Annotated in this window: 15 protein-coding genes and 1 pseudogene; 9 read left to right on the top strand and 7 right to left on the bottom strand. The window is 62.7% G+C overall.

All coding sequences use genetic code 11. The features are described from left to right. The 3 genes and pseudogenes from QQL24_RS21175 to iolG all read right to left on the bottom strand — a co-directional run. A pseudogene (locus QQL24_RS21175) lies at positions 1–240 on the bottom strand (hypothetical protein); the annotation flags it as partial. Between the two features lie 144 nt (positions 241–384). Next, the gene (locus tag QQL24_RS21170) at positions 385–1347 is read right to left on the bottom strand and encodes a sugar phosphate isomerase/epimerase family protein (RefSeq protein ID WP_284314279.1); all 963 of its coding nucleotides are present in this window, start codon (positions 1345–1347) and stop codon (positions 385–387) included. Between the two features lie 8 nt (positions 1348–1355). Further along, positions 1356–2354 carry an inositol 2-dehydrogenase gene (gene iolG, locus QQL24_RS21165; protein WP_284314278.1) on the bottom strand — a complete coding sequence of 333 codons (999 nt, stop codon included), beginning with the start codon at positions 2352–2354 and terminating at the stop codon, positions 1356–1358. A gap of 361 nt (positions 2355–2715) precedes the next feature. On the opposite strand from iolG, the gene QQL24_RS21160 reads away from it, so the two are divergent. Further along, a complete protein-coding gene (locus tag QQL24_RS21160) occupies positions 2716–3735 on the top strand; it encodes a LacI family DNA-binding transcriptional regulator (RefSeq protein WP_284314277.1) in 1020 nt (339 codons plus the stop codon). A gap of 166 nt (positions 3736–3901) precedes the next feature. Here the strand turns inward: QQL24_RS21160 and QQL24_RS21155 are convergent, their stop codons facing one another. From QQL24_RS21155 to QQL24_RS21145, 3 genes are read right to left on the bottom strand one after another with little or no spacing between them, the layout of a single operon-like run. Next, positions 3902–4609, bottom strand: coding sequence for a hypothetical protein (locus tag QQL24_RS21155; RefSeq protein ID WP_284314276.1), 708 nt, complete (start codon positions 4607–4609; stop codon positions 3902–3904). 52 nt (positions 4610–4661) lie between these two features. Next, the gene (locus tag QQL24_RS21150) at positions 4662–5972 is read right to left on the bottom strand and encodes an ABC transporter ATP-binding protein (protein WP_284314275.1); all 1311 of its coding nucleotides are present in this window, start codon (positions 5970–5972) and stop codon (positions 4662–4664) included. Between the two features lie 30 nt (positions 5973–6002). Beyond that, the gene (locus QQL24_RS21145; RefSeq protein ID WP_284314274.1) at positions 6003–7736 is read right to left on the bottom strand and encodes an ABC transporter permease; all 1734 of its coding nucleotides are present in this window, start codon (positions 7734–7736) and stop codon (positions 6003–6005) included. A gap of 1124 nt (positions 7737–8860) precedes the next feature. On the opposite strand from QQL24_RS21145, the gene QQL24_RS21140 reads away from it, so the two are divergent. The 7 genes from QQL24_RS21140 (at position 8861) to hpnK (ending at position 15676) form a co-directional block, all read left to right on the top strand. Beyond that, positions 8861–9943, top strand: a complete 1083-nt coding sequence (locus QQL24_RS21140; RefSeq protein ID WP_284314273.1) for a sensor histidine kinase — start codon at positions 8861–8863, stop codon at positions 9941–9943. Continuing rightward, positions 9937–10581 (top strand): response regulator transcription factor, encoded by a 645-nt coding sequence (locus QQL24_RS21135; protein ID WP_431310728.1) that lies wholly within the window; start codon positions 9937–9939, stop codon positions 10579–10581. The genes QQL24_RS21140 and QQL24_RS21135 overlap by 7 nt, the downstream gene beginning before the upstream one ends. 67 nt (positions 10582–10648) lie before the next feature. Further along, positions 10649–11053: a DUF302 domain-containing protein gene (locus tag QQL24_RS21130; protein ID WP_284314272.1), complete on the top strand. Its 405-nt coding sequence runs from the start codon at positions 10649–10651 to the stop codon at positions 11051–11053. A 161-nt stretch (positions 11054–11214) separates the two neighbouring features. Further along, positions 11215–12210 carry a lysylphosphatidylglycerol synthase domain-containing protein gene (locus tag QQL24_RS21125; protein ID WP_284314271.1) on the top strand — a complete coding sequence of 332 codons (996 nt, stop codon included), beginning with the start codon at positions 11215–11217 and terminating at the stop codon, positions 12208–12210. A gap of 24 nt (positions 12211–12234) precedes the next feature. Further along, positions 12235–13377 (top strand): bacteriohopanetetrol glucosamine biosynthesis glycosyltransferase HpnI, encoded by a 1143-nt coding sequence (hpnI, locus tag QQL24_RS21120; RefSeq protein ID WP_284314270.1) that lies wholly within the window; start codon positions 12235–12237, stop codon positions 13375–13377. 2 nt (positions 13378–13379) lie between these two features. Continuing rightward, positions 13380–14819 carry a hopanoid biosynthesis associated radical SAM protein HpnJ gene (hpnJ, locus tag QQL24_RS21115; RefSeq protein WP_284314269.1) on the top strand — a complete coding sequence of 480 codons (1440 nt, stop codon included), beginning with the start codon at positions 13380–13382 and terminating at the stop codon, positions 14817–14819. Next, positions 14816–15676, top strand: coding sequence for a hopanoid biosynthesis-associated protein HpnK (gene hpnK, locus QQL24_RS21110; protein ID WP_284314285.1), 861 nt, complete (start codon positions 14816–14818; stop codon positions 15674–15676). Before hpnJ ends, hpnK begins: the two co-directional genes overlap by 4 nt. A 29-nt stretch (positions 15677–15705) precedes the next feature. Here hpnK and hpnN read toward each other — a convergent pair whose 3' ends face one another. Next, a complete protein-coding gene (gene hpnN, locus QQL24_RS21105) occupies positions 15706–18321 on the bottom strand; it encodes a hopanoid transporter HpnN (RefSeq protein WP_284314268.1) in 2616 nt (871 codons plus the stop codon). Positions 18322–18526: 205 nt separating this feature from the next. Here hpnN and ispH point away from each other — a divergent pair, with 205 nt between their 5' ends. After that, positions 18527–19453, top strand: coding sequence for a 4-hydroxy-3-methylbut-2-enyl diphosphate reductase (ispH, locus tag QQL24_RS21100; RefSeq protein ID WP_284314284.1), 927 nt, complete (start codon positions 18527–18529; stop codon positions 19451–19453). Positions 19454–19461 lie beyond the last annotated feature (8 nt).

Genomic DNA, 19461 nt, shown 5'->3' with positions numbered 1-19461 from the left:
TTCCTTGGTCGCGGTCGGGTCGGCGAAGTAGATCAGCTTGATGTTGTCCTTCTTGGCGGCGGCGTTGGCGCCCTTGCGGATGATGTCCCAGAAGGTGTCGCCGGGCTGGGCGTGGGTGATCATGGCGATGGTGTATTGCTTGTCCTGCGCCGCCGCCGGCCCGGCCAGGAGGCCCAGCGTGCAGGCCAGGCTGGCACAGCTCGTCAGGGCAAGACCCGTCATTCCCTTGTAAGACTTCATCAGTTCCCTCCATGGTTGCGCCCTTGTGGGCGCGGTTAGGGTCGACGCTCCCGGCGCGACCAAACAGTGCGAAACCTCGTCCATACCCAGATGGCGCGGCACTCCCCGATGGAGCGCAGCAACAGGGCGGACGCAAATGCCGCGTCAGATTGCCTGCGGCGTGTAGTCGGCGACCTCCGCAGGGGAGACGCTCTTGAGCAGCGCCACCGATTTTAGCAGCCCCTCTATCCGGCTCAGCATGACGTCTTCGTGCTCGATCGAGAGCCAGCCGTCATAGAAGTTCATCCGGAGCCGGTAGCAGAACCCCCGCCACCACGCCTCGCCATGGCCGAAGCCAAGCGTGATGTAACTCCAGGACCGTGCCGCGATGTCGATGAGACCGCCATTCTCGAGCAGGCTCGTCGTCGCCTGCACCGGGGCATTCAGCATCGTATCCTTTGCGTGAACGTGGTGGATCGCTCCGGCGAGGGCATCTGCCGCCGCCAAAGGATCGGCACCCATCCAGAACAGGTGGCTCGGGTCGAGATTGGCCCCCACCATCGGACCGATTGCGGCACGCAGCCGCAGCAGCGAGGGAACGTTGTAGACCAGCTGATTGCCGTGCAGCTCGACGGCGAAACGCTCGACGCCGCAGTCCTTCGCCAGGACTGTAAGCCGTGTCCAGTATGGGAGCAGTACCTCTTCCCACTGCCACTTCACGATGGTCTGGGTCTCCGGGGGCCAGGAGGAGACGACCCAGTTCGGCGTCTTTTCCCCGGGTCCTCCAGCAGGCAGGCCGGACATGCAGCACACCGTCTTCACGCCGATCTCGCCTGCGATCCGGATGGTGTCTTCCAGGCACGCGGCCTGCACCTCGCCGGAGATTGGGTGAAGCTGGTTGCCGTTGGCGTTGAGCGCAATGACCTCCAGGCCCCGGGTTTCGAAGGCCCGGCGGAAGGCCGCTCGCGCGTCCGGCGAAGACCTCATGGCGGCGAGGTCGAAATGTGGTGCGGAAGACCAGCCTCCGGTGTTGATCTCGACGCCCTGGAGGCCTTGAGCAGCCGCCACGTCGAGCACGGTCTCGAACGGCAAGTGGGCGAGACTATCGGAGACAAAACCAAGCTTCATGATCCACCTCACATCGCCACGGAGACACGCTGCCGGGTCTCCAGCGATCGATAGGCAGCCTCGGCCAGGGCCAGCGCCTTCCGACCGTCGTCGCCGGAGGCGGAGGGCGCTTCCTCGCCCTTGAGCACACGGACGAAATGCGCCCATTCATTCGCGTAGCTCTGGGCGTAACGCTCGACGAAGAAGAACTGGGACTTCGCCCTTCGCACCCCTTCGGCGCCCTCCTGCACAAGCAGGTGCTGGGGCACGTTTTCCGTGCGCAGCATGCCGAGCGCGCCATGGGCCTCGACCCGCTGGTCGTAGCCATAGCTCGCACGCCGCGAATTGATGATCACCGCGATCCGCCCGCTTGCCGTCTGCATCGAGACGGTGGCGGTGTCGATGTCGCCGATCTCCTTGATCGCCGGATCGGTGAGGGAGCTGGCGGTCGCCTGTGCCGACACGAATTCCTCGCCCATGATGTAGCGGGCCATGTCGAAGTCATGGATGGTCATGTCGCGGAACATGCCGCCAGAGGTCTTCAGATATTCGATGGGCAGTCCACCGGCCGGGTCCTTGGAGATGACGGTGACCAGCTCCAGGGCGCCGATTTCGCCGTCCCCGATGCGGCGTTTCATTTCCAGGATGCCCGGGTCAAACCGGCGGTTGAAAGCCAGAAACAGGGGGCGGGCGGAGGCTTTCACCACCGACATCACTTCATCGACCCTTTTCATGGAGAGGTCGATCGGCTTTTCGCAGAACACGGCCTTGCCCGCCCTGAGACCTTTTTCGATCAGCTCGGCATGGCTGGCGGTTGCCGTGCCCACCAAGATGGCATCGACCTCCGGATCGGCCCAAATCTCGTCCTCGGAAGCGACCGTCGCGCCAAAGCGAGCGGCGAGCGTGTCCGCCGAGGCGCTGGCGGGGTCCACAATGAATTTCAAGTTGCTTTCGCCATGTTCCGCGATGTTGCGAGCATGGACGGCACCAATGCGGCCGGCACCAAACAGTGCAATGTCAAAGGCCATTATGAATTCCCGTTTTACGTAAGAGCATGATGAAGTTTTCGCACCAGAAAGGCTGATATCGAGAGTTCTATGCGCGAATAAGGTGTCATACGAACCTGAACATTGCCCTGGTTCTTATCGGTTTCGGCTCGGGAATACGGATGGCGGTATTGCCGATTTGATCGCCTGGCAACGTCGAACAGAAGTCGATCGCCGCGGCTGCCTTTCCCTTGGCATTCCGATACCCTCCTGAGCCGCTCTAGGTCAGCTTAGGGACACCATCTCCCATTTTGCTCGCGCGAGCAAGAAAAATCTGCTCGCGCGAGCAAAATTGCTTTTCTAAACGCGCTGACGCTCTATATCCTCGCTAGGGGAGATGCTGATGAACGACGACACAGATATGCCGAGTGGCACGGTAACGGCTGACCATGTGGCTGCCGCAGCGGGCGTGTCTCGGTGGACCGTCGGGCGGGCCTTTCGCAAAGACACGTCGATTTCCGAGAAGAGCCGCGAGAAGGTCCTGGCTGCGGCGAATGCACTTGGATATGCGCCCGACCTTCTCGCGGCAGGTCTCGCGTCGGACCGCTCGAACCTCATCGCCCTGCTCGTCGACGACTTCGGCAATCCGCACAAGCTCGTGGTTCTGGAACGGCTCAGCCGAATCCTCAATGACGAAGGGTGGGGAACATTGCTTTGCAATATGCGGGATGGCCATGGCGCCCCATCCGCGCTGTTGTCGGCAAGTCAGCGGCGGGTGGACGCCGCCGTCCTCAATGGAACGGAATTCGACGACAGGATCATAGAGACGGCGCTCGGCGCGCGGCGGGTCAAGAAGCTGATTGTTTTTGCCCGTGTCAGTGAGAGCCCGAACACGATCTCGATCTGCTGCGACGACGTCGCTGCCATGCGGGAGATCACATCCTTCGTGCTTGCTCGCGGCTATCGCACGCCGCTTTTTGTCGCTGGTCCGAACAGTTTTTCTGCCGTTCTCAGGCGAAAAGATACGTTTCTCAGCGAATGGCGCAAGGCTCGCGGCGTGTTGCCGCCCTCCATCCATGTCGAACAATATAGTATTCCACTTGCTTATGAGCGCGTGTTGACGGCGCTCACCGGCCCTTATCGCGACGCCCGCCCGGACATCCTGGTCTGTGAAAATGACGCTCTTGCCATTGGCGCCATGGATGCGGTCCGGTTTGGCCTCGGTCTCTCCATCCCGGGCGACATCGCTGTCATCGGCTACGACGATATTCCCCTGGCTGCCTTGCCGTCCTACAACCTGACGACCTATCACCAGCCGATCTCGGCGATGGCCAAGGGGCTGGTCAAAGTGCTCGAATCCGGTTCCGAGCCGGCCGAAGATATTTTCTTCAATGGGCGATTTGTCGAACGGGGGACGACGTAAAGCTCGAAACCAGATAGGCGCCGCGGCTAGAGCGTTTTACTTTCAGATCGAACCACCAAGAATCGCAAAACGCTTTTGATACCAGTAATTTAAGTTCGAAATTCGCTCCTGCCTGAACGCATTTTGCTCTAGTGGATGCGGGTGACGCCCAAAACGGCGTGTTCCTTCAAGCCAGGATATTCACCGCCCGCGCCGCGACCAGGGCAACGGTCAGCAGCGAGATCATGGCTTCCGCCATCATCAGGATCTTCGCGCGTGCCGTCAGAGGCAGCGTGTCGGTGGGCGAGAAAGCGGTGGCATTGGTGAAGGCAAGGAAGAGATAGTCCACGAAGCCCGGCAGCCAGTCGCGGATGCCGCTATCGTTTATCGTCATTTGCGGGAACAGGAAGTCCGAATGGGCGCGGTCGACGAGGCCGCAGGTCGGCGGGCCGCCCCGGTCGGTGCTCCAGAACCACAAGGCGAAGACGATGACATTCGTCACCCAGATATTGAGGGCGTCGATCAGCAGCGTGGTGCCATTGCTCCCGGCATGCCCCTCGAGCAAAGCCTGAACCAGTTCGATCAGCGCCCCGCAATTCATAACGCTGATCAGCCCGGTCAGGCCGAGGGCGGCCCAGCGGATCCAACTGCGGAAGCGTGCGACCGCCTGCCAGTGATGGTCCGCGACCGCGTCACGCACAGCCGACTGCGTCCAGGCGGTGGCGATCGAAAGGGGCACCAGCAGGACGATCTCCAGGGTTGGCGCAAGCCAGCGCGGACCGAAGGAGATGTCGTTGATGACGAGCAGCTGGAGGCAGACGATGGTGAGGACGGCGCCGCGCGCCAGCCAGAAATCCAATGCCCGACGATGAAAGACGATGTGGCGATCACGCATGCTATTTGTCAGCCGTTGAAGGACAGAGGACGGAGCCTGGCGGGCACGGCCGTCACTGGGGGTTCTCAAGGCTGAAGGTTTCGGTCTGCTCGTCATAGGCGAACAGCTCGGCATAGCGCGCCCAGGAAACGATCGTGTTCATCGTCTCATCCGCATAGGATTCGCTCATGTAATCCTCCAGCTCGTTGCGGAACCGCGCGGCTGGGGCGGTATGGCTGGGGCGCTCGTCCAGCACGCGGCGGATCAGGCCCATGACCGGGACATAGGCCAGCAGATGCTCGGCGAAGAGCCTCTTGCGGGCGTCGGTGTCGAGGTTGGCAAATCTCTTGCCCGGATCGGTCAGCACGATGTCGCCCTCGCTGAGCTGGGCGAAGCGCAGCAATTGCAGGGCTTCGCCGAGATGGAAGAGTTCGTCGGCTTCAAGCTGCAGCGTACCGGCGAGCACGGGCAGGTCGGCCCGGCCGTTATAGGGCGCGCCCGCCAGCGCCTCGATGAGACCGGCAAGGATATTGGTGGAGATCGGTTCCAGCACCATGCCCATGCCGGTGCCGGGAATGCCTTCGAGCGACGGCGCGCGCGGCTCCGCCCGCTGGGTCATCAAGGCATAGATGTTGTCGACCAATTGCCGGAACACCGGATCGAGACGGTTGCGCGGATGGGACAGGTTCACCTTCAATTCCTGTGCCACCCGGCCGGGATTGGAGGAGAACACCAGGATGCGGTCGCACATCAGCACCGCCTCCTCGATATTGTGGGTGACGATCAGCACCGATTTCATCGGCAGCCGGCCTTCCATCCACAGGTCGATCATGTCGGTGCGCAGCGTCTCGGCGGTGAGCACGTCGAGGGCCGAGAAGGGCTCGTCCATCAGGAGGAGGTCGGGATGGACGACCAGGGCGCGGGCAAAGCCCACACGCTGGCGCATGCCGCCCGAGAGCTCGCGGGGGAAGGCGTTCTCGAAGCCGTCGAGGCCGATGAGGTCGATGGCGGCGAGGGCGAGCTTGCGCCGTTCCGCCCGATCCACGCCCTTGGCTTCCAGGCCGAGCTCGACATTCTGCAGCACGGTGAGCCAGGGAAACAGGGCGAAGGACTGGAAGACCATGGAGACGCCGAGCGGCGGCCCCTGAATGGCGGCGCCCCGGCACTGCGCCTGGCCAGCTGAGGGAGAGATCAAGCCGGCAATGATGCGCAGCAGGGTGGATTTGCCGGAGCCCGAGCGGCCGAGCAGGCCGACGATTTCGCCCTCTTTGATGGTCAGGTCGACATTTTCGAGGACGACGACATCCTTGCCGCTCGGCTTGGGGAAGGAGCGGCCGACCTGCCGGATGTCGATGAGCGGGGCCTTCACGATTTGATCAAGCATGGAACAATCCTCCGGAATGCGGAAATGCGGTCAGCCCAGGCGCAGGCGGCGTTCGCCGAAGGCGTAGAGCTGGCGCCAGAACAGGCGGTTGAAGAGCGTGACAAAGGCGCACATCACGACGATACCGAGCACCACGCGCGGGAAATCACCGGCGGTGGTGGCGTTGGCGATGTAGGAGCCGAGGCCGGGGGTGGTGAGCTGGGTGCTGCCCCAGCTTGCGACTTCGGCGACGATGCTGGCGTTCCAGGAGCCGCCGGAGGCCGTGATGGCGCCGGTGACGTAATAGGGGAAGATGCCGGGCAGGATCACCTTCAGCCACCAGCGCCAGCCGGTGATGTGGAAGCTGCGGGCTGCCTCCTTGAGATCGCCCGGGAAGGCGCTGGCGCCGGCGATCACGTTGAACAGGATGTACCACTGCGTGCCCAGGATCATCAGCGGGCTGAGCCAGATATCGGCGTTCAGACTGAAATGCACGATCAGGACGACGAACACCGGGAAGGCGATATTGGCTGGGAAGGCAGCCAGGAACTGGGCCAGAGGCTGGATTTTCTCGGCAAGCGCCGGGCGCAGTCCGATCCACACGCCGATGGGCACCCAGATCAAGGTGGCGATCGCCATCAGGACGATGACGCGCAACAGTGTGATGAAGCCGTCGATCACAGCCGTGGCCACATCCGGCCAGCCGATGCTTGCCCGCAGATAGTCGATGCTGACATAGGCCGCCCAGGCTGCGCCTACGGCGACGATCGCGAGCCAGATCCAGTCGATGGTCCGCGAGAGGGAAGCATCGTTCTTCTCGGAAGCGAGTTTCGGCAATTCGGGCAGCCTGATCGTCCATATCAGCCGCGCAAGCCATTGGAACGGCGCGGCCAGGATCTGGGTGATGCGGGCGCGGCGGAAGAGATCGAGCATCCAGGAGGTCGGCTGGACGCCCGAAGACGTCGTCTCGAAGCGGAACTTGTCGGCCCAGGCGACCAGCGGGCGGAAGAGCAACTGGTCATAGAGGATGATCACCACCAGCATGGCGATCACGGCGTAGAGGACCGCCCAGATGTCCTGCTGCTTGATGGCAAGCGCCACATAGGAGCCGATACCGGGCAGCGTCATCGTGGTGTCGCCGACCGTGATCGCCTCCGAAGCCACCACGAAGAACCAGCCGCCGGACATCGACATCATGGTATTCCACACGAGGCCCGGCATGGCGAAGGGCACATCCAGCCGCCAGAAACGCTGCCAGCCGCTGAGATGGAAGCTCCTCGTCGCCTCCTCCAGATCCTTGGGCTGGTTGCGCATCGACTGGTACATGCTGAAGGTCATGTTCCAGGCCTGGCTGGTGAAGATGGCGAACACCGAGGCGAATTCGGCGCCGAGCACGCTGCCGGGGAAGAGATTGAGGAAGAAGGTCACCGTGAAGGTGAGAAAGCCGAGGATCGGCACCGACTGCAGGATGTCGAGAATCGGGATCAGCACCATCTCGGCCCGCCGGCTTTTGGCGGCGAGGGCGGCATAGATGAAGGTGAAGATCAGCGAGAACACGATCGCCAGCAGCATGCGCAGCATGGTCCTGACGGCGTAGAGAGGCAGGTTGACGGGATCGAGCGAGAGCGGCGTCGTGTCGAGCGTCGAGAGCGGTGCGGTGGTGACGTGAGCGCCATAGGCCACGAGCACAATGGCGCCGACGATCAGCAGGAGCGCCATCAGATCCCACAGGCTCGGCAGGATGGAGCGCCGGATGGCGAGCGGGGCAAATTTCTGGGATGACATGGGAGGCCTCGTTTCGCGCTAGCCGAGATGGTGGGTTGAGCGGTGCACCACGCTCGACGGGGTGGTGCTGAAACTTCCGGCAACTGGCGCGAACAGCCGGGCCGGACGACGGAGCGGCAGAAGGCTGGCCAACCGCGGCAACCGGGAGAGCAGGAAGGCCGGCCGCCCATCTCTGTCCCGCGTGTCTTGGCGCGCAGGCAGCACCCGCACATCCACGCCGGGGACCGCGGAACTATGGTCGCGAAAATTTGCCGGGAACGAAAACATAGGGCACCTCAACGGCGGGCCGCTCGGAGCGCCGCGGGCTAGCCCCTTCACCAGGTCCCGCCAGACGCCCGTTGCGGCGCGCTTTCTCGATCAGGGGTTTCGGGCATGGCTCTGGTTTTCCGCTGGAAGCGCCAGTGGTTCGAAGCCACCGACAGGAGCGTGCTATAGAGCCGGTCCTGCCGACCGGCCAGCATGCGTGCGGAAAGGGGAGGCATCCATGGGAATAACGACCCTATACGCCGGTATATCCCGGCGCCATGGCGGCTACCGTGCAGCTTGAGGATTGCTAGGAACTGGCTGCAGCAAGTCTTTGGAATCGCTTCGTTCTTGCTGGAAGCTAGCGTCCCTTCTTCATATGGCGCTTCAAGACAGATCATCGCGAAGTCCTGCCACAGCCCTGAAGAGCCACTGAGACAGGCGAAGAACCAACCTTGCCTCGACGATCAGGCCAAGGCGCCGCAGCGCCAAGGCGAACCTCAGCAGTTGCAGCGAACTCGTATAGATGAATCTCCGGGTAAGAGCATGCCGGCGGGAGCCCCGCTGCAGGAGGCCAATCCCGGCCGTCGGGCGGCGACTGTGGGTCGGTCGGATGGGCGAAAGGGATGACATAGGGGCGGAGGCCTTGCGCCAAGAGCAGGCGCTCGCAATGATGCTCCATTGTCTGTCCTTGCGCTTTCCTTGGTGCAAGAATTTCCAACGATAGTTTGATATACGAAAGTATATCGGCTCTATACTCGACATTATTGTAGACCGACTTGGTGTTCTGGTAGGCAGCGGTCGTCTTGGCTTCGGACCTGGCTGAAACCGCTGCCGCGGGCCAGGAACACCGGATGTGGCACGAGGCGTGGATCGACGTGATGAGCAGCAGTGAGCGAAACGCCCTGTTTACGGGACATCATGTCAGGCCCCGGTTCCGGGCCGCGATGATCTTGATCTTGCTGGCCTGCGTGTTCGTCGCCGATACGGTTACGGACTACGAGATCGCCTTCGCGGTGTTCTATATCGTGGTCATCCTCCTTGCGATCGGCTTCCTGTCGACGCGCGGCGTCATCGTGCTTGCCGGCGTCTGTGTGGGCCTGACGGTCCTCAGCCTTTTCCTTACCAAGCGCGGTATGTTCGAGGCTGGCCTCCTGAATTGCGGGATCAGCGTGGCCGCCATCGGCATCACCACCTATCTGGTTCTGCAGACGGTGGCGGCTCAGGCCTCGGCCTTCGAGGCCCAGACGCAACTCGCCCGCGTGGCGCGCCTGACCAGCCTGGGAGCGCTGACGGCGTCGATCGCCCATGAGGTCAACCAGCCCTTGGCCGCCATCGTCACGAGCGGCCACGCCTGCCGGCGCTGGCTCGAGCGCGAACCGCCAAATCTCGAAAAGGCCCAACAGGCCGTCGACCGCATCATCCATGACGCGAACCGGGCGAGCGACGTCATCGTCCGCGTCCGTGGCCTGGCCCGAAGCGAACTGCCCCGCCGGGAAGCGCTCGACTTCAATGAGGTGATCAGGGAGAGCCTGGTGCAGGCACAGACGCAGATCGAGCGCAACAGCATCTCGATGCGGCTTCAACTGGCTGACGGCCTGCCCCCGATCCTCGCCGATCGGATCCAGGTCCAGCAGGTCATCGGCAATCTGCTGCTCAACGCGATGGAGGCGATGCATGACATGCCGACCTTCAAGCGTGAACTGGAGGTCGTGTCCTTTGTCGACGATGCCGGAATGGCAACGATCACGGTTACCGATTCCGGCATCGGCATCAAGCCGGTCGAACTCGAGCGTCTGTTCGATGCTTTCTGGACCACGAAGGAGGGAGGCATGGGCATTGGGTTGTCGATTAGCCGCTCGATCATCGAAGCCCATGGCGGCAGCATTTCCGTGTCTTCCAAACCTCGCATGGGTGCTACCTTCCGCGTCAGCCTGCCCGTTGCCGGAGCAAACGCATGGTAATGCCCACACAAGCGAGTCCGGAAGCAAGCGGGGCTGTGGTTTACGTCATCGATGACGATGAATCGGTGCGCCGCGCGCTGGAGGATTTGCTCGCATCGGTCGATCTGGCCGCCCGTTCCTTCGGATCGACACAGGCTTTCCTGGAACATGGCATCTCCGACACCCCGGCGTGCCTGGTTCTCGACATTAGGATGCCGGGCCAGAGCGGCCTGGATTTCCAACAACAGATGGTTGCGCGCGGCATGCGCATTCCCATCATCTTCATCACCGGCCATGGCGACATCGAAATGTCGGTGCGTGCGATGAAGGCAGGTGCGATCGAATTCCTGACCAAGCCCTTCCGTGACCAGGATCTGCTGGATGCCATCCAGCAGGGGATCAAGAAGGACGTGCAGAGGCGAGCGGAAGACGATGTCGCGGCCAGGCTCAGGGGGCGCTGGGACACGCTGTCGCCAGGGGAGCGGGACGTCATGGGACTGGTGGTACAGGGATTGCTGAACAAGCAGATCGCTGCCGATCTCGGGGTCAGCGAAATCACGGTCAAGGTGCGGCGAGGCCAGATCATGCGCAAGATGCAGGCCGGTTCCGTGGCCGACCTGGTCAGGATCTGGGACCGACTGGACCCATCAACTCAGTGAGACGGCAGCCTCAGGCTGATCGCCACCATCTTTCCGCTCAGCAGACAGCAAGGGCGAGGAGCCCGACATGAAGCCAGACGGCCTGATAACCCTTCGAAGTTCTCATGGTCCCGTGCAGACGATGGACCGGCTTGTCGAGGCTGTCACGCGGAACGGGATGGCGGTGCTCGCGCGGATCGACCATGCGGGTGCTGCCGAGAAAGTCGGTCTCAATCTCAGGCCGACAGAAGTAGTGATCTTCGGCAACCCGAAGGCCGGCACGCCATTGATGCAAGAGGTGCAGACCACGGGCATCGACCTGCCGCTGAAGGCGCTGGTGTGGCAGGATGAAGCGGGCGCAACCTGGCTTTCCTACAACGATCCAAGCTGGCTGGCCGCGCGTCACGGGCTGGGCTCCGGGAAGGACAAGGTATTGGGAATCATAAGTGCCGCCTTGGAGAATTGCGCGAGGCAGGCAACCGGAAACGCCTGAGAATGTTGGCGGGAGTTGCTGGCCTCGCTCTCAGCCTGCGCCTTTCGGTTGCGATAGCCGCGCAAGGGGCACCACCGCGAAGCCCGTGATTTGCCCTCGAAAGGCCGTAGGGCTACTCTGGCGGGCGTTCCAGCAATGCACTCGACAAAGCCCGAATCCGCATGGGAAGTACCCTTCGCCTCCACGTTCGCAGCCTCGCCCGGCTTCCCCTGGCGCTGCTCGTGGGTGCCTGTATCCTGGCGGGATTGACCCTGTGCTGGGGAGCCGGCGACATCTTGAGGGCGGTCGAAGCCGCAGGTTGGGGTGTCGGACTGATCGTCATCGCACGGTATATTCAGGTCCTCGCCTCCGGCCTGGCTTGGCGTGCCGTACTGGATGCCGCGATCGCCTGGTGGGTCTGTCCCATCCTTCGCTGGGTTCGCGAGGCCATCAATGTTCTCCTGCCCGTTGCGCAGGTTGGCGGCGACATCGTCGGCGCGCGCCTGTTGTCGAGACGCGGCGTCAAGGCCTCCGTGGCGACGGCCAGCGTGCTCGCCGATCTCCTGGTGCAAGTCGCCACCCAGCTGGTTTTCTCCCTGCTCGGTCTCTTCCTGTTCTGGTCGAAATCCGGCGATACGCGGCTGGTGCTGTGGCTGGCCGGCGGTGTCGGCCTCCTTGCCATCGGTGTCACCGGATTTCTCGCGGTCCAGCGCTGGGGGGGCATCGCCTGGATCGAAGAACGCATCGGCGGCCTGATGATGCGCAACGGCTGGACCATGCCGGGCGGAATCGCGGGCCTCTCCGGCAGTCTGCGGCACATCCATGCCGCCCCCGGGCGCCTCGCCCTGGCGGCGGCGATTCATATGGCGATCTGGATCTTCGGCGCCAGCGAAGTCTGGATTGCGTGCTGGTTCATGGGACATCCAGTCGACTTCAGCGCCGCCCTCGTCGTGGAGAGCCTGTCGCATGCGGCAAGGGCGGTCTTCTTCGTGATACCGGGCGGCCTCGGCATTCAGGAAGGCGCCATTGTCGCGCTCGCCGCTACATATGGTCTCTCGCCTCAGACTGCCGTCGCAATTGGCTTGTTAAAGCGCATACCTGACATCATACTCGGAATATTGGGACTGGCGATCTGGCAAAGCATCGAGCTTGGCTGGCTTCGGGCAGGGCGGGCGTAAGTATCAGAGTGTGTGGCCCTCGCAATGTATATTCTGGGTCAGATTATTGGCGTTCTGGCAGCTTTCGGCTGTCTGTATTGGCTGTTGGCAGCCTGGCTGGTGGGACGTTTTGGTTCGAGGACCACTGCGGCGCACCTCCAGAGCCCTTCGGTGACAATTCTCAAGCCTCTGCACGGCGATGAGCCCCAGCTCGCCGCCAACCTGCTTTCGTTCGCGCGGCAGGATTACGCCGGGCCGATCCAGATCATCTTCGGCGTTCAAAGCCCGGCCGATGCGGCCATTCCTGATGTCAGAGCCCTTATCGATGCCTTGCCCGGGCAGGATCTCAGCCTTGTGCTGAACGCGCAGCGGCACGGCAGCAATCCGAAGGTTTCCAATCTCATCAACATGATGCTCCAGGCGAAGGGCGAGGTCATCGTGCTCGCTGACAGCGACATCGTCGTCGAGCCCGATTATGTGACGCGTGTGGTAGGCGAGCTCCAGAACCCCGGCGTCGGCGCCGTGAGCTGCGCCTATCGCGGGGGAAGTCTCGGCACGATGTGGTCACGCCTGGCGGTCCTGGCGATCGACAGCCACTTTCTACCCAACGTGGTCGTCGGACTTGCGGGAAAGCTCGCGACCCCTTGCTTTGGCGCGACCATAGCCCTGCGCCGTGAAACGCTCGATAAGCTCGGGGGCTTTGAGGCCTTTGCCGACGCCCTGGCGGATGACTATGCGATCGGGCGCGGAGTCCGCCGACTGGGTCTGCAAGTCGCCGTTCCCGGCTTCCTCGTCACCCATATTTGCGCGGACGGGACCTTTGGCGATCTCCTCAAGCATGAGATCCGCTGGGCCAAGACCATCGCCACTGTCGACAAGACGGGATTTATCGGTACCGGGCTCACGCATATCATACCGCTGGCGCTGATTGCCTTCCTGCTGACAGGCGGAAGCGAGTGGAGCGGTACTCTCCTCGCAGCGTCTCTGGCCTGCCGCTATTTGCTGCTATGGAGCGTCAGCCGGCGTTTCGATCTCAAGGATGTGGCGTTCTGGCTGCTGGTGCTGCGAGACGGCCTGTCCTTCTTCGTCTATCTTGCCAGCTTCCTTCCCAGTGCCGTGCACTGGAAGGGGAAAAGCTTCCTGGTCAAGACGGATGGTTCCATGATTGCACGACACGAAAGCGATTGACCATGCGCACTCTCTTTCTCCAGGCTCCTTCCTTTGACGGTTTCGACGGCGGCGCGGGCTCGCGTTATCAGGCCCGGCGCGAGATTGCCTCCTTCTGGTATCCGACCTGGCTCGCCCAGCCGGCCGCCCTGGTCGAGAACAGCAAGCTTATCGATGCGCCGCCACATCGCACGCCCTTATCGGAGATAACCGCGCAGGCCCGCGACTTTGATCTGGCGGTGCTGCATACTTCGACACCTTCGTTCAAGTCGGATGTGAAGACGATCGAAGCTCTGAAGGCCGCCAATCCCAGTCTCAAGGCAGGGCTGATCGGCGCGAAAGTGGCTGTCGATGCCGCCGGGAGCCTTGCCGCGGCGCCCGCAGTGGATTTCGTGGCTCGCAATGAGTTCGACTTCACCATCAAGGATGTTGCCGACGGCATGGACTGGAAGTCCATTCGCGGCCTGTCCTACCGGGATGCTGCGGGCGATATCGTCCATACACCGGATCGGCCGATGCTCGAGCATATGGACTCGCTACCCTTCGTGACGCCGATCTACAAGCGCGACCTGACGATCCGGAACTATTTCATCGGCTATCTCAAGCATCCCTATATTTCGCTCTACACCGGCCGCGGCTGCAAATCGCGCTGCACCTTTTGCCTGTGGCCCCAGACGGTGGGCGGGCATCGCTATCGTACGCGTAGCGTCGGCCATGTGCTCGAGGAGATCGCCTGGAGCCAGAAGGCTTTTCCCGAGGTCAAGGAGTTCTTCTTCGACGACGATACCTTCACCGACGATTTGCCAAGGGCCATGGAGATCGCCAGGGGATTGGGCAAGCTCGGCGTGACCTGGTCCTGCAATGCCAAGGCCAATGTGCCGCGCGAAGCGCTCAAGGTGATGCGGGACAACGGCCTGCGCCTCCTGCTCGTCGGCTACGAGTCGGGCAACCAGCAGATCCTGTACAATATCAAGAAGGGCATGCGCATCGACGTGGCCGAACGCTTCACCAAGGATTGCCACGAGCTCGGCATCACCATTCACGGCACCTTCATCATGGGCCTGCCGGGCGAGACCAGGCAGACCATCGAGGAGACCATCCAGTTCGCCAAGCGCATCAATCCCCATACCATCCAGGTCTCGCTTGCCGCACCCTATCCCGGGACCTTCCTCTATAATCAGGCGATCGAGAATGGCTGGCTCGACGATGCCAACGCCGAACTGGTCGACGAACACGGCGTGCAGATTGCGCCTTTGCACTACCCAGGCCTCAGTCACACCGAAATCTTCGAGTCCGTCGAGACGTTCTACCGCCAGTTCTATTTCCGGACCGGAAAGATCGCCTCGATCGTCGGTGAGATGGTCCGCAGCCCGGACATGATGAAGCGGCGACTGAGAGAGGGTGTCGAGTTCTTTCATTTCCTGAGGGAACGGCGCGACATCTCCAAAGGGGCTGCATCCTGAACGCGGTCATCGTCACCGCCGACGACTTCGGCCTGTCGACGGAAGTGAACGAGGCTGTCGAGGAAGCACACCGGAACGGCATTCTCACCTGCGCAAGCCTGATGGTCGGCGCGGCTGCCGCAGAAAGCGCTCTTGCCATCGCGCGGCGTTTGCCGACACTCAAGATCGGCCTGCATCTTGTCCTTGTCGAGGACGTGCCGATCCTGCCGGCCCAGCGCATTCCGAACCTGGTTGATCCGTCCGGCCGCTTTCGCCGCGATCTCGTGCGCGCCGGCACCGGGATGTTCGTAAGCCCCAAGACGAAGCGTCAGCTTGCCGCCGAGATCACCGCGCAGTTTGAGGCATTCCGGTCGACCGGCCTGGCGCTCGACCACGTCAATGCCCACAAGCATTACCATCTGCACCCGACTGTGGCGTCCTTGCTCTTCGCGATCGGGCCGCGGTATGGCATGCGCGCCCTCAGGGTTCCCTCCGAACCCGCAGCCGTCATCAGGTCGATAGAGCCGGCCCCCGCAACCGCCACCCGAGCCGCCGTGGCGCTGTGGACCAATCTGCTCGGCCTCCGAGCCCGCCGCAGGGACTTGCTTGTGCCCGATCAGGTTTTCGGCCTAGCCTGGTCGGGAGCCATGACGGGCGCGCGCCTGCGCGGGGTTCTCTCGCACGTGCCGGGGGGTATCACGGAAATATACACGCACCCGGCGACCGCCGGTGGCTTTCCGGGGCATGCACCTGGATATTCCTATGCCGAGGAGCTCGCCGGCTTGACCGCGCCCGAAACGCGCGACCTCGTCGAGAGGCTCGCGCTGCGCCTGTGCAGTTTCAGTGATCTCGACGCAGGAACTCCGGCATCACGCTGATCGCCGGGGATGCGATGCGCCCGGCTGCATCATTCCTTCAGTTCCGTCGGAGATGTGGTTTCTCTGCCCGAAGCCCCTGGTTCGCGCGGCGGTCCCATCAATATCGGCTGGAAGAACACCGCCGCCACGAGCGTGCAGGCCAGGGAAAGGGCCAGCAGTTCTCCCATGCTCGACGTGCCGGGATGATGTGAAAACCACAGGCTGCCGAAAGCGGCGGCGGTGGTGGCGGCGCTGAACAGCACCGCGCGCGTCAGGCTGGAGGCCAGGAGACTGCGCACGCCGGATCGCCAGGCCATGACGAAATAGACCTTGAAGGCGACGCCGACGCCCAGCAGCAGCGGCAGCGCGATGATATTGGCGAAGTTGAGCGGCAGATCGAGCAGGACCGTCAGTTCCATCGCCACGACACCGGCCAGCAGCAGGGGGATCAACGTCACAAGCACGTCGGTGGTGCGTTTCAGCACCACGAAGAGCAGGACGGTGATGCTGACGAGAGCCAACGCCCCCGCTTGAATGAAAGCGTTGACGACCGTCTCGCTGGCATCCTGGATCGTGACCGGATAGCCGGTCGCATCGGGCGCGACCACGCGCACGGCCTGGGCGAATTTCCGCAGGACGAGATTGTCGTTCGTGTCGCCTCGAGCGAACACTTGAACTGCGGCGCGCCCATCGGGCGTGGTCCAGTCGCTCTTCAACTCGGCGGGTAGATTGTCGAGTGTCACTTTCGATGCCTGCAGGCTGTCGCGCAGCCTGGCCAAAAGGCCGGGAAAACCGCCGAACAGCGCCTGCTGCGCTTGCGCGCGCGTGCCGGCGGGTGCATCCGCCAGTCGCGCCAACTGATCGGCGAGTTGCGCAATCGCCTTGTCCTGCTGGCCCAGCCCGTTCAGGACCGTCGCCGCCTGGCGCAGCGAGGCCACGGTCTCGGCATCCGAAGCCTCGCCTTTCGAGGCCGGGATCGCGAAGACTGGTTCGAGGGCAGCCCGGGCCCCGGCGATCGCATCGAGTTTCGCCGCCTGGTCATCGGGAATGAACGAGGCAAGCGTTACCGTTCTTCCGACCTCCGGCAGTTTATCGAGCGCATCCGCCGTGCTTTGGGCGGCCTGGAGCGAGGGCCTCAGAATGTGGATCGTGGCGGGGCTGGTATCGGGATCGCGCGTCAGGTCGATGAACGTCGCGACCGATTCGACAGCCGGGCTGCGCAGGTGGATCGGATTGAAGTCGAAGCGGACGTGCCAGAGCAGTGGCAGTCCCGCCATGACGAGCAGCAGCGTGATGATCAGGATGGGATAGCGGTAGCGGGCGGTGAAGCGATCGACCGGCGCAAGGAAAAGGAAGCCGACGGGTTCCGGCTCGCCAGGCGGGCGCAGGATATGGGTGAGGGCCGGCAACAAGGTGATGCTGCTGATGAAGGCCACGATCATGCCGGTGCCGGCGATCAGGCCCAGTTCCGAGAGCCCTCGGTAGGAGGTGGGGAGGAAGGAATAGAAACCGGCAGCCACCGCGACCGCCGCAAGGGCGAGGGGACGGCCGGCCTTGAGCGCCGATCGGTCCAGCGCTACCGGCAGATCGTCGACCTGATGTCTTTCGTCACGGTAACGGACGCTGAACTGGATGCCGAAATCGACACCCAGTCCGACGAAGAGCACGGCGAAGGCCACCGAGATCAGGTTGAAGGCGCCGACCATTAGCAGGCCGAGCGCGGCGGTGATGGCTAGGCCGACCACCAGGCTGATGACCACGGCCAGGATAAGACGGCCTGATCGCAGGGCCAGCCAGAGGATGATGAGCACGGTGAGGGCCGTGAGTGCGCCGTTCAGGCCGGCTCCCTCGGCCAGCGTATTGAACTCTTCGTCGGCCATCGGGACATCGCCCGTCAGCCGCACGCGGACGCCATGCTCCGGCGTGAGCCCGAGGTCTCCTGCCGTCGATCTGATGGCATCGGCAGCCAGATGCCCGGGCTGGAGATCGCTGAAATCGAGCACGGGGTTGACGAGCAGCAATCGGCGCGTTCCGCGCTTGTCTGCCCCACTGCCGGTCAGGCTGTTCCAATCGAGCGCTGACGGCTTGCCGGCGAGCAGGCTTCCCAATGTGTTCCTGATCGACGCCAATGCGTTCCTGTCGACGGCGTCCGGTGGAATCTGGCCCGCTGCAAGCCCGCTGCCCAGTCCCGACAGGGTCTGTCCCAGGCCGGCGAGATCGGGATTGGCGGCGAGAGGGCCGAGCAGGGGAGCGGCTTGCTGGATCTGGCCTGCCATGCGCTGAATCTCGTTGGTCGGCAGATACAACAGGCCGTTGCGCGAAAAGAACGGGCCCGCTCCCGTCTCCCGCACCAGCTTGATCGCCTGCGGCATGGATCGCAGCTTGGCGGACAGTGAGGCCGCGGCAGAGTCGGCCTGATCCGGGGTCGCGGCATCGATCACCACCACGACTCCGGTGTCCAGATTCGGAAAGGCGGCGTTGAAAGCCGCTTCGTATCGGCGCCAGGCCACGTCGGGCGAGATCAGCTCGCTGGAGTTGGTGTTGATGGCAAAATGAGTCGCGGCATAGGCGGCTGCGGCCATCCCGAGGAGAAAGGCCAGGATCAGGACGCGATAGGCGTGATGCGTGCAGGCATGGACGATGCGGAGAATGAACGTCTCGACCATCGTGCCTGCTCCTCGCGCCTCGACTGCACAACAACTTCTAATGCCTAGTGCGGCGGCCTTCCACAAGCTAGTTTCCGGATTGGAATTGCCTGCGCCAACCGCAGCGGGAGCCAGCGAGGGTTGCGAAATGGAGGCGATTTAAGTTGGACTGTTTGATGTCGCGTTGTTAGTCTGGTCAGTGAACTTGGATGATAGGCCGTTGTCGATGAAGGTAATTCTCGCTACGCCTCGCGGTTTTTGTGCTGGCGTTGTCAGGGCCATTGATATTGTGGAACTGGCGCTAAAGAAGCATGGAGCGCCGGTCTATGTGCGGCACGAGATCGTGCATAATCGCCATGTTGTGGAAAGCCTGGAGGCCAAGGGGGCTCGCTTCGTCGAAAGCCTTGATGAGATACCGCCAGGTGCGATGACGATCTTCAGCGCCCATGGCGTGGCGCAGGCCGTCGAGGACGAAGCGCGTAGCCGGGGGCTTCCCGTTCTCGACGCCACCTGTCCTCTCGTGGCAAAAGTGCACAACCAGGGGCGGCGCTATCGGGCACAGGGTCGCGAGATCATCCTGATCGGCCATGCGGGACATCCCGAGGTTGAAGGAACCCTGGGCCGTATCGAAGGCCCTGTTCATCTGGTGCAAACGGTCGCCGATGTCGCGGCCCTACCACTTTCCGAGAACGTGCCGGTCGCCTATGTGACTCAGACGACGCTCAGCCTCGACGATACGCGTCAGATCATCGCGGCCCTGAAACAGCGCTTCAGCGATCTCGAAGGTCCTGATACCAATGACATCTGCTACGCGACGCAAAATCGTCAGCGAGCCATTCGCGAGCTGTCGCAGATGGTTGATTTGGTCCTGGTCGTCGGATCCAAAAACAGTTCAAATTCCAATCGCTTGCGTGAGATCGGCGAGGAATCAGGCGTTCCGAGCTATCTTGTCGCCGACGAAACCAGGATCGAGCGCGAATGGCTCAAGGGTGTTCGCACTGTCGGCATCACGGCGGGAGCCTCGGCGCCTGAAGTGCTGATCGAGCGGGTCATCGACCGGCTGGCCCAGTGGGACGATTTAGACGTCTCGACCATGTCGGGGCGGGAAGAACATATTCATTTCAAGCTGCCGGCCGAGCTTGTCGAAAGCTAAGTGGCTGT

The organism is Labrys miyagiensis (assembly GCF_030160835.1).
GTDB classification, from domain to species: Bacteria; Pseudomonadota; Alphaproteobacteria; order Rhizobiales; family Labraceae; genus Labrys; species Labrys miyagiensis.
This window is presented reverse-complemented; position numbering and strand designations above follow the sequence as displayed.

Excerpts from the sequence above, each read along its gene's own strand:
- ispH (WP_284314284.1), top strand. The coding sequence starts at position 18,527 with ATGAAGGTAATTCTCGCTACGCCTCGCGGTTTTTGTGCTGGCGTTGTC.
- QQL24_RS21125 (WP_284314271.1), top strand. The coding sequence starts at position 11,215 with ATGGGAAGTACCCTTCGCCTCCACGTTCGCAGCCTCGCCCGGCTTCCC.
- QQL24_RS21140 (WP_284314273.1), top strand. The coding sequence starts at position 8,861 with ATGAGCAGCAGTGAGCGAAACGCCCTGTTTACGGGACATCATGTCAGG.
- iolG (WP_284314278.1), bottom strand. The coding sequence starts at position 2,354 with ATGGCCTTTGACATTGCACTGTTTGGTGCCGGCCGCATTGGTGCCGTC.
- QQL24_RS21170 (WP_284314279.1), bottom strand. The coding sequence starts at position 1,347 with ATGAAGCTTGGTTTTGTCTCCGATAGTCTCGCCCACTTGCCGTTCGAG.
- QQL24_RS21135 (WP_431310728.1), top strand. The coding sequence starts at position 9,937 with ATGGTAATGCCCACACAAGCGAGTCCGGAAGCAAGCGGGGCTGTGGTT.
- QQL24_RS21160 (WP_284314277.1), top strand. The coding sequence starts at position 2,716 with ATGAACGACGACACAGATATGCCGAGTGGCACGGTAACGGCTGACCAT.
- QQL24_RS21150 (WP_284314275.1), bottom strand. The coding sequence starts at position 5,972 with ATGCTTGATCAAATCGTGAAGGCCCCGCTCATCGACATCCGGCAGGTC.
- hpnN (WP_284314268.1), bottom strand. The coding sequence starts at position 18,321 with ATGGTCGAGACGTTCATTCTCCGCATCGTCCATGCCTGCACGCATCAC.
- QQL24_RS21155 (WP_284314276.1), bottom strand. The coding sequence starts at position 4,609 with ATGCGTGATCGCCACATCGTCTTTCATCGTCGGGCATTGGATTTCTGG.
- QQL24_RS21145 (WP_284314274.1), bottom strand. The coding sequence starts at position 7,736 with ATGTCATCCCAGAAATTTGCCCCGCTCGCCATCCGGCGCTCCATCCTG.
- hpnJ (WP_284314269.1), top strand. The coding sequence starts at position 13,380 with ATGCGCACTCTCTTTCTCCAGGCTCCTTCCTTTGACGGTTTCGACGGC.
- hpnI (WP_284314270.1), top strand. The coding sequence starts at position 12,235 with ATGTATATTCTGGGTCAGATTATTGGCGTTCTGGCAGCTTTCGGCTGT.
- QQL24_RS21130 (WP_284314272.1), top strand. The coding sequence starts at position 10,649 with ATGAAGCCAGACGGCCTGATAACCCTTCGAAGTTCTCATGGTCCCGTG.